The following is a 16,651-nucleotide window of genomic DNA, read 5'->3' as shown; positions in this document are numbered from 1 at the left end:
GGCGGTGTGGGTGGGCGGTGTGGGCCGGGGGTCAGGCGCCGGTGGCGCGGGCCAGCTTCTTCGCCAGCACCGCCCCGATCTCGGCGAGCGGTTCGGGCCGCATCAGGTCGTTGTGGCCGGCGGCGACGGGGTGGACCTCCAGGCCGCCGTCGACGTGGCCGTGCCAGTGGCCGGGCTCGCCGGCCGGGTCGACGGTCGCGGCGAACAGCACCGCGCCGGCCCGGCAGCGTCCGGTGGGCGCGGCCCCGTCGAGACGGAAGCTGTTGGCCATCACGCGTTGCAGGCGCCGCAGTTGGCCGGTGGTGAGGCCGGCCAGGTCGGCGCCGGCGGCGCGCACCGCCGCCATGACGGTGTCGAGGTCGACGGGGCCGTCCAGCGCGTCCGCGTCGAGTCCGGCGGCGGCGAGGATGCCGTCGAGGAACTCCCGCTCGGAGAACCGCGCGTCGGGGTCGGCGGTGGTGTTCGGGTAGGCGTCGAGCAGGGCGAGCAGTTCGACCTCCTGGCCCGCGGCCTCCAGCCGTTCGGCCATGGCGTGGGCGATCCGGCCGCCGAGCGACCAGCCGAGCAGCCGGTAGGGGCCCTCCGGCTGGACCGTGCGGATCCGGGCGACGTAGTCGTCCGCCATCTCCTCCAGGGTCTCCGGCAGTGGCTCGTCGCCTTCGAGTCCGACGGCTTGGAGGCCGTGCAGCCCGATCTCCGCCGGCAGGTGTTCGGCGAGACCGGCGTAGGGCCAGCTGAGGCCGCCGAGCGGGTGGACGCAGAACAGCGGGGTGTCCGTGCCGCCGGGCCGCAGGGTGAGCAGCGGGCTCGTCGGTCCGGTGGCGGTGTCCCGGCCGAGGCGGCCGGCGAGCGTCGCCACCGTCGGCGCCTCGAAGATCGACACCACGGACAGGTCGGTGCCGAGCCGGTCGCGGACGCGGCTGATGAGCTTGGTGGCGAGCAGCGAGTGGCCGCCGAGGTCGAAGAAGTTGTCGTCGATGTGGACGGTGGCGTGACCGAGGAGTTCGGCGAAGATCTCGCACAGCGCCGTCTCGGTCGCGTCGCGCGGGGCGCGGCCGGGCCGCCGGTCGAGCAGGCGGGGCGCCGGGAGGGCCTTCTTGTCGACCTTGCCGTTCGGGGTGACCGGCACGGCGTCGATGACCGCGTAGTGCGCGGGCACCATGTGGTCGGGCAGCAGCGCGGCGAGGTGGTCGCGCAGTTCCTCCGGCGCCACGGGTGCGTCCGGCACGGCGGCGGTGACGTACGCGGCGAGGCGGGTGTCGCCCGAGGGGTCCCGGTGCGCGGTCACGACGGCGCTGCCGACGCGTTCGTGCCGGGTGAGGGCGTGCTCGATCTCGCCGGGCTCGATGCGCTGTCCGCGGATCTTCACCTGGTCGTCGGTGCGGCCGAGGAACTCGATCACGCCGTCGCGGGTGACGCGGGCCAGGTCGCCGGTGCGGTAGAGCCGGGAGCCGGGCGGGCCGTACGGGTCGGCCACGAACCGTTCCGCCGTGAGGTCGGGGCGGTTCAGGTAGCCGTGCGCCAACTGCACGCCGCCCAGGTACAGTTCGCCGCTGCTTCCGGTCGGGGCCGGGTTGAGGGCGGCGTCCAGGACGTAGGTGCGGGTGTTCCAGACGGGCCGGCCGATCGGTACGGACGCGGTGCCGGGGGCGGTGGCGCAGTCCCAGGCGGTGACGTCGACGGACGCCTCGGTCGGGCCGTACAGGTTGTGCAGCCCGACGCCGCCGAGCGCGGCGCGGAAGCGGTCGCGCAGTCCGGCGGGCAGCGCCTCGCCGCTGCACAGCACCCGGCGCAGCCCGGTGCAGCGGGCGGCCTCGGGCTCGGCGAGGAACACCTCCAGCATCGACGGCACGAAATGGACGGTGGTGACGCCCGCGTCCCTCACCAGCCGGGCCAGGTAGGCGGGGTCCCGGTGGCCGCCGGGCCGGGCGGCGACCTGCGTGGAGCCGGCCACCAGCGGCCAGAAGAACTCCCAGACGGAGACGTCGAATCCGGACGGGGTCTTCTGCAGCACCCGGTCGTCGGCGCCGATGCGGTAGGTGTCCTGCATCCACAGCAGCCGGTTCACGATGCCCCGGTGCGGGACGACGACGCCCTTGGGGCGGCCGGTGGAGCCGGAGGTGTAGATGACGTACGCGGGTGACTCCGGCAGCGGGCCGGGCAGGGCGCGGACCTCCTCGGCGGTCACGGCGGTCAGTTCCCAGTCGGTGCCGAGGTCGTCCAGCACGATCAGGGAGCGGACGGTGCCCTTGACGGCCTCGGGCAGGGCGCGCAGCGCCGCCGAGGTGGTGACCAGGACGGCCGGGCGGGCGTCGCCGAGGACGTAGGCGATCCGCTCGGCCGGGTAGTCGGTCTCCACCGGCAGGTAGGCGGCGCCCGTCTTGAGCGCGGCGAGCAGGGACACGGTCAGGGCGGCGGAGCGGGGCACGGCCACCGCGACCACGTCACCGCGGCGCACGCCCCGGGCGGCGAGCAGCGCGGCCAGCCGGGAGGAGCGGTCGTCGAGTGCGGCGTAGCTCAGTTCGGCGTCCTCGCCGATCACCGCCGGGCGGTCCGGGGTGCTCGCGGCCTGGGCGGCGAACAGCCCGGCGATGGTCTCCGGCGCGAAGCCGGACTCCGTCACGGGCGGCAGGTCGAGGGCGCGGGCGGTGTCGTTGAGGCCGGTGACCAGCCGCTCGTGCTCGTCCGCGTCGAGGATGTCGATGCGGGTGAGCGGGGTGGCCGGCTCGGCCACGCCGGTGGTGAGCAGCCGGGCGAGCCGTTCGCCGATGAGCCGCACGGTGCCGGCGTCGAACAGGTCGGCGCTGTACTCGATGGAGACGTCGATGCCGGCGGGGGCGCCGTCGAGGTCGGTGCGCTCGACGAAGTTGAAGCCGAGGTCGAACTTGGCGGCGGAGGTCTCCCCGTCGACCGGGCGGGCGGTCAGGCCGGGCAGGTCCAGGGAGGCGACCGCGTTGTTCTGGAGCACGATCATCACCTGGAACAGGGGGTGCCGGGCCAGCGACCGCGACGGCTGCACCGCGTGCACCAACTGCTCGAACGGCAGGTCCTGGTGGGCGTACGCGGCCAGGTCCGTCACGCGGACCCGCTCCACCAGTTCCCGCAAGCCGGGGTCGCCGGAGACGTCGGTGCGCAGCACCAGCGTGTTGACGAAGAAGCCGACCAGGTCGTCCAGCGCCGCGTCCGTGCGGCCCGCGATCGCCGTGCCCAGCGGCACGTCCGTGCCCGCGCCGAGCCGGGACAGCAGTCCCGCGACACCGGCCTGCAACACCATGAACAGCGACGACCGGGTGGTGCGGGCGAGGTCGGCGAGGTCCCGGTGGAGCCGGGCGCCGAGCTCGACCGACACCACTCCGCCGCGGTAGGACGCCACCGCCGGGCGCGCCCGGTCCACCGGCAGGCTCAGCTCGTCCGGGAGTCCGGCCAGCGTCTCGCGCCAGTGGGCGAGTTGCGCGGCGATCGGGGACTCCGGGTCCTCCTCGCCGCCGAGCACGTCCCGCTGCCACAGCGCGTAGTCCGCGTACTGCACCGGCAGCGGCTCCCAGTCCGGCGCGGTGCCGTCGAGCCGCGCCCGGTAGGCGGTGGCCAGGTCACGTCCCAGGGGTGCCTGGGACCAGCCGTCGCCGGCGATGTGGTGCATGACGACGCACAGCACGTGCTCGGTCCGGGAGAGCCGGAGCAGCGAGGCCCGCACCGGCAGGTCCGCCGCCAGGTCGAACCCGGCCGAGGCGGCCGCCCCGAGCGCGGCCTCCAGGCCGTCCTCGGTCACGTCGGTGACCTCGACGGGCACGAGGGCCCGGTCGGCCGGGACGACCCGCTGCCACGGTTCGCCGTCGGTCTCGGGGAACACGGTGCGCAGCGCCTCGTGCCGGGCGACCACGTCGTTGACGGCGGTGGTCAGCGCGGCCACGTCCAGCGGGCCGGTCAGCCGTACCGCCACCGGGACGTTGTAGGTGCCGCTCGGGCCCTCCATGCGGTTGAGGAACCACAGGCGGCGCTGCGCGAACGCCAGCGGCACCCGCTCCGGGCGCTCCGCGACCGCGCGGACGGGCGGCCGGCCGCCCGCCGACGAGGCGACGACCCGCTCGGCGAGCGCCGCCACGGTCTGCGCGTCGAAGATGTCGCGGAACGGCAGCTCGATGCCGAAGGTGGAGCGGACCCGGCTGACCAGGCGGGTGGCGAGCAGCGAGTGGCCGCCCAGGTCGAAGAAGCTGTCGTCGATGCCGGTGACCGGCTTGCCGAGCAGGTCGGAGAAGAGCCCGCACAGGGTCCGCTCGATGTCGTCGCGCGGGGCGCGGGACGTGCTCCGGTGGGGCTCGGGCAGGGCCGCGCGGTCGATCCGGCCGTCGGCGGTGCGCGGGAAGGCGTCGAGGGCCAGGTAGTGCGCGGGGACCGCGTACTCGGGCAGCGCGGCGGCGGCGTGGGCGCGCAGCGTCTCGGCGTCCGCCGGGGCCGCCGGGTCGGCGGGCACGTGGTGGGCGACGAGCACGGTCGCGCCGGCCGGGCCCGGGCGGGCGGTGACCAGTGCGGCGGCGACGGCCGGGTGCGCGGTCAGGACGGCCTCGGCCTCGCCGGGTTCGACGGTCCGGCCGCCAACGGTGATCCGGTCGTCGGTGCGGCCGACGAGTTCGACCGTGCCGTCCCGGGTGATCCGGGCCAGGTCGCCGGTGCGGAAGAGCCGGGAGCCGGGCGGGCCGTACGGGTCGGCCACGAACCGCTCCGCCGTCAGGTCGGGGCGGTTCCGGTAGCCGTACGCCACCTGTGCGCCGCCGACGTACAGTTCGCCGGTGCTACCCGCGGGCAGCGGGGCGAGGCGCCCGTCGAGGACGTACACCCGGGTGTTGCGGACCGGGCGTCCGGCGGGCGGGTGGGCGGTGGCCGTGCCGCTGGTGCCGTCCCAGGCCAGGGCGTCGGAGGAGGTCTCCGGGGCGCCGTGCAGGACGTGCAGGTCCGCGCCCGCCGACAGCGCCCGGAAGCGGTCGGGCAGCCCGGCCGGCAGCGGTTCGCCGCCGCAGAGCACCCGGCGCAGCCCGGTGCAGTGGGCGGCCTCCGGTTCGGCGAGGAACACCTCCAGCAGCGACGGCGCGAAGTGGACGGTGGTCACGCCGGCGCGGCGGATCAGCCGGGCCAGGCGGACCGGGTCGCGGTCGGTGCCGGGCCCGGCGACCACCTGGGCGGAGCCGGCGGCCAGCGGCGCGAACCGCTCCCAGACGGAGACGTCGGCGTCCTCGGGGGCCTTGTGCAGCACCCGGTCGTCGGCGCCGAGGCCGTAGGCGTCGCGCATCCACAGCAGCCGGTTCACGAGGCCCCGGTGCGACAGCAGCACGTCCTTCCCGCCGGGCGTGCGGATCAGGTAGGCGGGCGCGTCGGGCAGCGGGCCGGGCGGCTCGTGGTCCGCGTGGACGGTCACGGCCGCCGGTTCGTCGATGAGTACCGGCTCCGTCACGGAGGCGGGCAGGCAGGACCGCGCGTCCCGGGTGGTGAGGACGGCGGCGGGCGCGGTCTCGTCGAGGAGGCGGGCGATCCGGCCGGCCGGGTCGTCGGGCCGGACCGGCAGGCAGACGGCGCCGGCCCGCAGCACCGCGAGGTGCGCGACGGTCAGGGCGGCCGAGCGGGGCACGGCGACGGCGACGACGTCGCCCCGGCGTACGCCACGGGCGGCGAGCAGCGCGGCGAGGCGGCCGGAGCACTCGTCGAGCGCGGCGTAGGTCAGCTCGGCGTCCTCGCCGACGACCGCCGGGCGGTCCGGGGTGAGCGCCGCCCGGGCCGCGAAGAGCCCCGGCACGGTGTCGGCGGGCTCGGGCCCGTCGGTCTGCTCGACGCCGGGCCGGCCGGTCAGCAGCCGCTGCCACTCGCGCGGTTCGAGCAGGTCGAGCCCGCTCAGCGGCATGGCGGGGTCGGCGACGGCGAGGGTGAGCAGGCGCACCAGGCGCCGGCCCAGGAGGGCGACCGTGTCGGCGTCGAAGAGGTCGGCGCTGTACTCGACCGTCACCTCGACCCCGGCGGGCGCGCCCATGGCGTCCTTGCGCTCGACGAAGTTGAAGCCGAGGTCGAACTTGGCGGCGCCGATGTCCCCGTCGATCGGGCGGGCGGACAGCCCCGGCAGGTCCAGGGAGGCGACCGCGTTGTTCTGGAGCACGATCATCACCTGGAACAGGGGGTGCCGGGCCAGCGACCGCGACGGCTGCACCGCGTGCACCAACTGCTCGAACGGCAGGTCCTGGTGGGCGTACGCGGCCAGGTCGGCGACCCGGACCCGCTCCACCAGCTCCCGGAACCCCGGGTCGCCGGAGACGTCGGTGCGCAGCACCAGCGTGTTGACGAAGAAGCCGACCAGGTCGTCCAGCGCCGCGTCCGTGCGGCCCGCGATCGCCGTGCCCAGCGGCACGTCCGTGCCCGCGCCGAGCCGGGACAGCAGCCCGGCCACACCGGCCTGCAACACCATGAACAGCGACGACCGGGTGGCGCGCGCGAGCCCCACCAGGTCCCGGTGCAGACGGGCGCCGAGGTCCACCCGCACCAGACCGCCGCGGTAGGACGCCACCTCCGGGCGCGCCCGGTCCACCGGCAGGCCCAGCTCGTCCGGCAGCCCGTTCAACGTCTCGCGCCAGTACGCCAGTTGCGCGGCGATCGGGGACTCCGGGTCCTCCTCACCGCCGAGCACGTCCCGCTGCCACAGCGCGTAGTCCGCGTACTGCACCGGCAGCGGCTCCCAGTCCGGTGCCGTGCCCGCGAGCCGCGCCCGGTAGGCCCGGCCGAGATCGCGCGCCAGCGGCGCCTGCGACCAGCCGTCGCCCGCGATGTGGTGCACCACGACACAGAGCACGTGCTCGGTCGCGGAGACCCGGAACAGCGAGGCCCGCACCGGCAGGTCCACCGCCAGGTCGAACCCGGCCGAGGCCGCCGAGGCCAGCGCGGCCTCCAGACCCTCCTCGGTCACGTCGGTGACCTCGAGCGGCAGGTCGACGCCGGCCGTGGGCACCACCTGCTGCCAGGGCTGTCCGTCGACGTCCGGGAACACCGTGCGCAGCGACTCGTGCCGGCCCACGACGTCCCCCAGCGCCGACCGCAGCGCGGCCACGTCCAGGGTGCCCGACAGCCGCACCGCGAGCGGGATGTTGTAGGTGCCGCTCGGGCCCTCCATGCGGTTGAGGAACCACAGGCGGCGCTGCGCGAACGACAGCGGCACCCGCTCCGGGCGCTCCTCCGCCGCGCGCACCGGCGGCCGGCCGCCCGCCGACGAGCCGACGACGCGCTCGGCGAGCGCCGCCACCGTCTGCGCGTCGAACAGGGCGCGGACGGGCAGTTCGATGTCGAAGACGCTGCGGACGCGGCTGACCAGCCGGGTCGCGAGCAGCGAATGACCGCCCAGGTCGAAGAAGTTGTCGTCGATGGAGACCGAGGGCACGCCGAGGGCTTCGGCGAACAGTCCGCAGAGCACCTCCTCGTGCGGGGTCCTCGGGGCCCGCCCCCCGCCGGTGACGACGGTCAGGTCCGACACCGAGGTGCCGCCCGCCGCGCCCGCGGCGCCCTCGGCGCCCGCAGCCCCGATCGTCCGGCCGCCGGGCACGGTGACCGACGCCAGCGCCTCGGTCACCGGCCGGGTGTCGTCGTCGGCGACGGCCGTCAGCAGCCGCTCCAGCTCGGTCAGCAGGGCGCCGGCCACCTCCGGCGTGAACACGCCGCCCTGGTACCCCAGTCGCAGCTGGACGCGCTCGCCGGGGACGACGATCAGGGTCAGCGGGTAGTGGGTGGCGTCGTCGCCGGTGACGCCGGTGACGGTGAGGTCGCCGATGGACGACTGGAGGGAGTCCGCGTCCACCGGGTAGCTCTCGAAGGCGACGAGGCTGTCGAAGAGCCGGCCGTGGCCCGCCGCGCGCTGGACCTCGGTGAGGCCGAGGTAGTGGTGGTCGAGGAGGGCGGACTGCTCGTCCTGGACCCGCAGCAGCAGGTCACGCAGGGTCTCGCCGGGGGCGAGCCGGACACGGACCGGCACGGTGTTGATGAACAGGCCCACCATGGTCTCGACGCCGTCGATCTCGGGCGGGCGCCCGGAGACCGTCGCGCCGAAGACGACGTCCTCGGTGCCGGTGAGGCGGGCCAGCAGCAGGCCCCAGGCGGCCTGGACGGCGGTGTTGACGGTGATGCCGAGGCGGCGGGCGAGCGCGGCCAGGCGGGCGCTCGGCCCGGCCGGCAGGTCGGCGACGATCCGGCCGGGCAGCGCTTCGGGGGCGTCGTCGGCGTCCGGGGCGACCAGGGTGGCGCCGGGCAGGCCGTCGAGCGCGGAACGCCACGCCGTGAGGCCCCGCTCCTTGTCCTGCTTGCGCAGCCACGCCAGGTACAGCTTGAAGGGCGCGGCGGGCGGCAGGACGGAGGCGTCGCCGCGCGCCCCGTACAGGGCGAAGAGTTCGCCGAGCACGATCGGCATGGACCAGCCGTCGAGCAGGATGTGGTGGCAGGCGAACATCAGCCGCCAGCCGTTCTCCGCCAGCCGCACCACGGTGAACCGCAGCAGCGGCGGCGCGGTGAGGTCGAAGCGCACGGCCCGCTCGGCCGCCTGCAGTTCGGCCAGCCGCGCCGCCCGCCCGGCGGCGTCGAGCGCGGACAGGTCGTGCACGACGACGGGCGTGTCGAAGGCGCGCGGCACGACGCTGACGGGCCGGCTCAGGTTCTCCGAGAGGAAACCGGCCCGCAGGTTGTTCCGGCGGACCAGCAGCGCGCGCACCGCGTCGTGGAACACGTCCAGGTCGAAGGGGCCCTCGAAGTCGATGGCCAGGCGCACGGTGTAGACGTCGAGGGCGTCCTCGTCGTAGGTCGCGTGGAAGAGCATCCCCTCCTGCAGCGGTGCCAGGGGAAGGATGTCCTCGAAGAGGTCGTTGCTGGTCACTGGGTCTTCCTCCACTCTGCTTCCAGCACCCCGAGGTCGTCGAGTTCGAGGTCGATCAGTGACAGGTCCGAGGGGGTGAGGCCGGTGGGCTGTTCCTCGGCGGCGTGGTCGGCGAGCGCGGTCAGCGCGCGGAACCAGCCGTCGGCCAGCCCGCGCAGCTCGCCGGGGTCCAGCAGGCGGCGCGGCCAGGTCCAGTTGGCGACCAGGCGCGGTCCGGCGGGGCCGTCCTCGACGACGACGTTGAGGGAGACCGCGTGCGGGGCGGGCATGTGCGGGTCGCCGCCGCCCAGGTCGCGCAGCACCTCGCCGTCGGCGGACATGCTCCAGTCGTCCCCGGCGTCCGCGTCCTGGGCGTCCGCGCCGGCGACGGCCGTGCGGCCCAGGTAGTTGAAGCCGAACTGGGGCTGCCCGTAGGCGGCCAGTTCGTCCCGGGTGCGCGGGTTGAGGTGGCGCAGCAGGCCGTAGCCGACGCCCTCGTCGGGCATCTCGCGCAGGGTCTCCTTGACCCGGGAGAGCGCCTTGTGCAGGGCGGCGGGGCTGGTGAACACCTGGCCCCAGGAGACCGGTCCGAGGTCGAGGCGGACCGGGGCGAGGCTGGTGAACCAGCCGACGGTGCGCGAGACGTCGAGGTCGTGGCCGGGCGGTATCTGCCGGCCGTGCCGTTCGACGTCGACCAGGACGGCGGTGCCGGCGCCGAGTCCGCGCCGTCTGCGCCAGTCGGCGACCGCGAGGGCGAACGCCGTCAGGAACACGTCCTCCACGCCGCAGCGCGCCGCGGCCGGTACGGCGGTCAGCAGCCGCTCGGTGACGTCCTCGGGCAGGGTGACGGCGAGCGCGCTCTGGGTACCCATGGTGTCGACGGCCGGGTCGCGCCGCTCGGCGGTCACCATCACGTCCTCGTCGCGCAGCTGGTCCGCCCACCAGGCGACCTGGGCGGCGCGGGCGGGCTGCGCGGCCAGTTCGCCGAGCCACTGGGCCCAGCGCCGCCACGCGGTGCCGACCGGTTCGAGCGCGGGCTCGGCGCCCGACGCGGCGGCCTGCCAGGCGGCGGCCAGGTCGGGCACCAGGATCCGCCAGGACACCCCGTCGACCACCAGGTGGTGGGCGAGGAGCAGCAGCCGGCCCGGGGCGTCCGCCCCGGCGTCGAACCACACCACCCGCACCATCTCGCCGTCCGCGGGCGACAGTTCACCGACGGCCCGCTCCGCGTGCTCGGCGATCGCGGCCCGCAGCTCCCGCGTCCCGGCACCGCTGACGTCGACCCGGGTGACGCAGCCGGCGGCGTCCACCGCGCCGCGCGGCCGGACCGCGTACGACCACCGGCCGTCCGTGTCGGACAGGGTGAGCCGCAGCGCGTCGTGGTGGTCGAGGACGGTGCGCACGGCCGTCGTCAGCGGCTCCATGCCGAGTCCTGCGGGCACCCGCAGCAGCACCGACTGGTGGAACCGCTCGGTACTGCCGCCCAGTTCGCGCAGCCAGTGCGTCATCGGGGTGAGCGGCACCTCGCCGATGCCGGCGTCCGGGTCCTGCTCGGGCAGGTCGTCCACGCTGCGGGCGACCGCCGCGAGACCGGCGACCGTCTTGTGCTCGAACACGTCGCGCGGGGTGATGACCAGGCCGCCCTTGCGGACCTCGCCGACCAGCTTGATGGAGACGATGCTGTCGCCGCCCAGCTCGAAGAATCCGGCGTCGGCGCTCACCTCGGGCAGCCCCAGCACCGCGCGGAACGCCTCGGCGACGATCTTCTCCGCGTCGGTGGCCGCCGCCCGGCCGCCGTCGTCGCCGCCGAACTCCGGGGCGGGCAGCGCGGCCTGGTCCAGCTTGCCGTTGACCGTCAGCGGCAGCGCGTCCAGGACGACGACCGCCTGCGGCACCATGTACTCCGGCAGCCGCTCGGCCGTGTGGGCGCGCACCGTCTCCGGCGCGCACTCCGCGTCCCCGCCGGGCACCACGTACGCCACCAGCCGGCGCGGGCCGGGCCGGTCCTCGCGGACCACGACGGCCGCCGCCTCCACTCCGGCGCAGCCCGACACCACCGCCTCGATCTCGCCGAGTTCGATGCGGAAGCCGCGCAGCTTGACCTGGTTGTCGCGGCGGCCGACGAACTCCAGCGTGCCGTCGGCCCGCCACCGCACCACGTCGCCGGTGCGGTACAGCCGGGCGCCGGGCGCGCCGAACGGGTCGGCGACGAAGCGTTCCGCGGTGAGGGCGGGCCGGCGCAGATAGCCGCGGGCCAGTCCGGTGCCCGCCACGTACAGCTCGCCCGCGACGCCGACCGGGCACGGGTTGAGCGCGCCGTCCAGGACGTACACCCGGGTGTTGGCGACCGGCCCGCCGATGGGCGGGGTGGCCGTGCCGTCGACCGGCGCGGACGCGGTGGCGCAGACGGTGGTCTCGGTGGGGCCGTAGGCGTTGATCACCCGGCGGCCGGGCGCCCAGCGGGCCACCAGGTCGCGCGGGACGGCCTCGCCGGCGAGGACCAGGGTCAGGCCGGCGGGCGCGGACCGCGGGTCGGCGCCGGACAGGGCGGTCGGGGTGAGGGTGGCGTGGGTGAGGGCCCGCTCGCGCAGGAAGGCGGTGAGGGCGTCGCCGAGGACCGGCCCGTCGGAGGGTGCGAGGACCAGGGCGGCGCCGTTGAGCAGTGCCATCACCGTCTCCCAGGCGGCGGCGTCGAAGCTGGGCGCGGCGAACTGCCCGACCCGGCTGTCGGGGGTCACGCCGAGGTGGTCGGCCTGCCAGGCGGCGAGGCTGCCCAGTCCGCGGTGGCCGACGACGACGCCCTTGGGGCGGCCGGTGGAGCCGGAGGTGTAGATGACGTAGGCCGGGTGGTCGGGGGTGAGCGGGGAGCGCCGGTCGGCGTCGGTGACCTCGGCGCCGGAGTGGCGGGCGAGGGCCTGGACGACGTCGGGGCTGTCCAGGAACACCGGTTCGGCGATCTGGTCGGGCAGCCGGTCCGCCAGCCCGGTGAGGGTGACCACCAGCACCGGGTCGCCGTCGGTGAGCATGTAGTCGATGCGGTCGGTGGGGTGGTGCGGGTCGACCGGCACATAGGCGGCGCCCGCGGTCATCACCGCGAGCAGGGCGGTGGTGAGGTCCGCGGAGCGCGGCAGGACCAGCGCGACCCGGTCCTCGGGTCCTGCGCCGCGTTCGATCAGCAGCCGGGCGAGCCGGTTGGCCCGGTCGGCCAGCGTGGCGTAGTCCAGCTCGCCGTCCTCGCCGACGACGGCGGGGCGGGTGGCGTGGGCGGCGGCCCGGTCGGCGAACAGCTCCGGGACGGTGGCGGCGGGCACCGGGCGGCGGGTGTCGTTCCAGCCGGTGAGCAGTTGCTCGCGCTGGGCGGGCGGCAGGATCTCCAGGTCGCGCACCGGGCGGGCGGGGTCGGCGACGGCGGCCCGCAGCAGCGCCACCAGGTGGCCGGCGACGCGCTCCGCGCTGTCGCGGTCGAACAGGTCGGTGGCGTAGTTCAGCAGGCCGGAGACGGAACCGGTGGCGGTGTCCTCGACCAGGGTGAGTTCCAGGTCGACCTTGGCGACCGGCAGCAGCATCTCGTGCGGGGTGACCTCCAGGCCGGGCAGCTCGACCGCGCGCAGGTCGTTGTTCTGGTAGGCGAGGATCACCTGGAACAGCGGGTTGTGCGACAGCGAGCGGTCGGCGCCGACCAGGTCGACCAGCCGCTCGAACGGCAGGTCCTGGTGGGCGTAGGCGCCCAGCGCCGCCGCGCGTGCCCGGCGCAGCAGGTCGGTGAAGGTCGGGTCGCCGGAGACGTCGGTGCGCAGCACCAGCGTGTTGACGAAGAAGCCGATCAGGTCGTCGGCGGCGGCGTCGGTGCGGCCGGCGACGGGGGTGCCGATCGGGATGTCGTCGCCGGCGCCGAGCCGGGACAGCAGCGCGGCCAGCGCGGCCTGGAACACCATGAACGGCGTGGTGTCGGTCTTCGCGGCCAGCTCGCGCAGCGCGCCGGCCAGTTCGGCGTCGACGTGCACGGGCACGGTGCCGCCCTCGTGTCCGGCGACGGCCGGGCGGGGCCGGTCGGTGGGCAGGTCGAGTTCCTGCGGCGCGCCGGCCAGCTGCTCCTTCCAGTACGCGAGCTGGGTGGCGGCCGTGCTGTCGTCGGCCTGCTCGTCGCCGAGCAGGTCGCGCTGCCAGAGGGCGTAGTCGGCGTACTGCACCGGCAGCGGCCGCCAGTCGGGCGCGGTGCCCGCGAGGCGGGCCCGGTAGGCCGCCGACAGGTCGCGGACCAGGGGTGCCTGGGACCAGCCGTCGCCGGCGATGTGGTGCACGACCGCGCACAGCACGTGCCGGTCGGGGGCGAGGCGGAACAGCCAGGCGCGCACCGGCAGGTCGACGGCGAGGTCGAAGCCGGCCGTGCCGGCCGCGTGCAGGGCGGCGGGCAGTCCGGCCTCGGTGACGTCGGTGACGTCGATGTCCACGACGGCGTGCCCGGCCGGCAGGACCTGCTGCCAGGGCTCCCCGTCGGTGTCCGGGAACACGGTGCGCAGCGCCTCGTGCCGGGCGACCACGTCGTTGAACGCGGCGGTCAGCGCCTCCGTGTCCAGCGCCCCGGACAGGCGTACGGCGAACGGGATGTTGTAGGTGGCGCTCGGCCCCTCCATGCGGTTGAGGAACCACAGGCGGCGCTGGGCGAAGGACAGCGGCACCCGCTCCGGCCGGTCGGCCGGGCGCAGCGCGGGCCGGGCGGCCGCCGGGGTGTCGGTGAGCCGGGCGGCGAGCGCGGCGACCGTCGGTTCCTCGAAGACGCGGCGGATGGGCAGTTCGACGCCGAGCACCGCACGGACCCGGCTGACCAGGCGGGTGGCCAGCAGCGAGTGGCCGCCCCGCTCGAAGAAGTTGTCGTGCACGGAGACCGTGTCGAGGCCCAGCACCTCGGCGAACAGCCCGCACAGCAGCTCCTCGTGCGGGGTGCGCGGGCCGCGGGTGTCCTCCTCGGCGTGCTCGGGCGCGGGCAGGGCCCGCACGTCCAGCTTGCCGTTGGTGGTCAGCGGCAGCGCGTCCAGGGCGACGACGGGCCGGGGCACCATGTAGTCGGGCAGCCGCTCGGCCGCCCAGGTGCGCAGCTCCTCGGTGTCGAGGGTCGCGCCGGGGGCCGGGACGGCGTAGCCGACGAGGTGGCGCACCCCGGGCCGGTCCTCGCGGACCACGACGGCGATCTGGCCGACGGTGTCGTGCCCGGCCAGCACGGCCTCGATCTCGCCGAGTTCGATGCGGAAGCCGCGCAGCTTCACCTGGTTGTCGGTGCGGCCGACGAACTCCAGCAGGCCGTCCTCGCGCCAGCGCACCACGTCGCCGGTGCGGTACAGGCGGGCGCCGGGCTCGCCGTAGGGGTCGGCGACGAACCGCTCGGCGGTCAGGTCGGGCCGGCCGACGTAGCCGCGGGCGAGGCCCACGCCGGCGACGTACAGTTCGCCCGCGACGCCGGGCGGGCACAGCCTGAGGCCGCTGTCGAGGACGAGGACGCGCTTGCCATCGAGGGGACGGCCGATGGGCACGGACTCCGGGACGGGCGCGCCGGCCGGCAGCCGGTGCGCGGCGGCCATGACGGTGACCTCGGTGGGCCCGTAGGCGTTGACGACCGTCAGGTCCGGGCAGGCGTCGAGGGCCTGGCGGACGGCTGCGGCGGGCAGCGCCTCGCCGCCGGTCCACACCTCGCGCAGCGACCGGAACGTCTCGGGCGCCTCGGCGGCGATCAGCCGGAACAGGCCGGTGGTGAACAGCGTGGCGGTGACGCGGTGCCGCACCAGGGTGCGGCCGATGGTGGCGATGTCCAGGTCCCCGGGCGGTCCGACGACGAGGGTGCCGCCGTTCAGCAGCGGGATCCACATCTGGTAGGTGGAGGCGTCGAAGGCGTGCGCCGACTGGAGCAGCACCCGCTCCTGCGCGCCGCCCGCGAACAGGCCGTCGGCGGCCAGGTCGGCGATGCCGCGGTGGGTGACGGCGACGCCCTTGGGCCGGCCGGTCGAGCCGGAGGTGTACATGATGTACGCGGTCCGGTCGGGGCCGGGCGGCATCGGGACGCCGCCCTCGGGCAGCGGATGGTCCTCGGGCAGGTCGCCCTGTTCCAGGATCAGCCGGATGCCGCTGTCGCCGAGGACGTGCTCGCGCCGGGCCGCCGGCCAGCGGTGGTCGACCGGCACGTACACGGCGCCCGCGCGGATGACGCCGAGCACGGCGAGGACGTACTCGGCGGAGCGGTCCATGGCGATGCCGACGGGCTCCTCGTCGCGCACCCCGCGCCCGCGCAGCCAGGCGGCGATCCGCTCGACGCGGTCGGTGAGTTCGGCGTAGGTCAGCGACAGGTCGCCGCAGACCAGGGCCTCCCGGTCGGGTGTCTCGGCGGTGCGCAGGGCGAGCAGGTCGGGCAGGGTCCGCGCGGCGGCGGGGACGGGCCGCGGGCTCCACTCGTCCAGCAGCCGGGACCGTACGGCGGTGTCCAGCACGTCGACGGTGCCCGCCGGGACGGACGGGTCGGCGACGAACGCCTCCAGTACGGCGGTCAGGGCGCGGCTGTAGCCCTCGACGCGGGCCTCGGTGAAGGCGTCGGCGCGGTAGGTGAAGCGCAGTTCGAGCGAGTCGCCGGGGATGACCATGAGCGCGAGCGGGTAGTGCGCGCCGTCGGTGGAGAAGACCCCGGCGACCGACAGTCCTCCGGGCAGGTCGAGGGCGGCCGGGTCGACGGGGAAGTTCTCCGTCACGGTGAGGGTGTCGAACAGGTCGCCGTGCCCGGCGGTGCGCTGGATCTCCGCGAGGCCGAGGAACTGGTGCGCCATCAGGGCGCGCTGTTCGTCCTGGAGGCGCCGGCACAGCGCGAGCAGCGACTCGTCGCGGTCCAGGCGCACCCGGACCGGCACGGTGTTGAGGAACAGGCCGACCATGGTGTGCACGCCGGGGATCTCCGGCGGCCGGCCGGCGAGGGTCATGCCGAAGGTGACGTCGGTGCGGTCGGTCAGCCGGCCCAGCAGCAGGCCCCAGGCGGCGTGCACGACGGTGTTGAGGGTGAGGCCGAGTTCGCGCACGCGCCGGTCGAGCAGCTGGGTGGTCTCCGGCGACAGCGTCGCGGCGACCTTGCTGGGCAGCACGGACGCGGAGCGGTCGTCGGGCAGGGCGGCCAGCAGGGTCGGCCCGTCGAGCCCGGCGAGCGCGTCCCGCCAGGCCCGGCCGGCCGCGTCGCGGTCCTGCCGGGCGAGCCAGCCCAGGTGGTAGCGGAACGGTGTCACCGGCGGCAGCGCCGCGGCGTCACCGCCGGCCGCGTACAGCTCGAACAGTTCGCGCACCAGGACCGGCGCCGACCAGCCGTCGAGCAGGATGTGGTGGTTGGTGACCAGCAGCCGGTGCCGCAGCGGCGCGGTGCGCACCACGGTGAACCGCAGCAGCGGCGGGTGGTGCAGGTCGAAGCGGGCGGCCCGGTCCCGTTCGGTGACCTCGCGCAGCGCCGCCTCCCGCTCCGGCTCGGGCACCTCGCTCAGGTCGACGTCCCGCCAGGGCAGGTCGACCTGCTTCGGGACGAACTGCAGGGGCCGCGCCCCGCCGTCCCGGAAGCCCGCGCGCAGGTTGCCGTGCCGCTGGAGCAGGGCGCGGGCGGCGGAGCGCAGGGCGGGGACGTCGAGCGGTCCGTCGATGTCCATGCCGAGCTGCATGACGTAGACGTCCGGGCCGTCCTGCTCGTCGTACTGCGCGTGGAAGAGCAGGCCCTCCTGCAGCGGGGTGAGCGGCAGGACGGCTTCCAGCGACGAGGGGTCGGTGCTCATT

The 16,651-nt window shown here is 75.6% G+C and carries 2 protein-coding genes; both read right to left on the bottom strand.

All coding sequences use genetic code 11. The features are described 5' to 3' along the window. Positions 1–31: 31 nt before the first annotated feature. Positions 32–8,887, bottom strand: a complete 8,856-nt coding sequence (locus tag FHX78_RS24920) for a non-ribosomal peptide synthetase (protein WP_145869630.1) — start codon at positions 8,885–8,887, stop codon at positions 32–34. Further along, positions 8,884–16,650: a non-ribosomal peptide synthetase gene (locus FHX78_RS24915; RefSeq protein ID WP_145869629.1), complete on the bottom strand. Its 7,767-nt coding sequence runs from the start codon at positions 16,648–16,650 to the stop codon at positions 8,884–8,886. Before FHX78_RS24915 ends, FHX78_RS24920 begins: the two co-directional genes overlap by 4 nt. Position 16,651: the final 1 nt, after the last annotated feature.

The sequence above is a fragment of the Streptomyces capillispiralis genome, assembly GCF_007829875.1.
Classification (GTDB): Bacteria; Actinomycetota; Actinomycetes; order Streptomycetales; family Streptomycetaceae; genus Streptomyces; species Streptomyces capillispiralis.
This window is presented reverse-complemented; position numbering and strand designations above follow the sequence as displayed.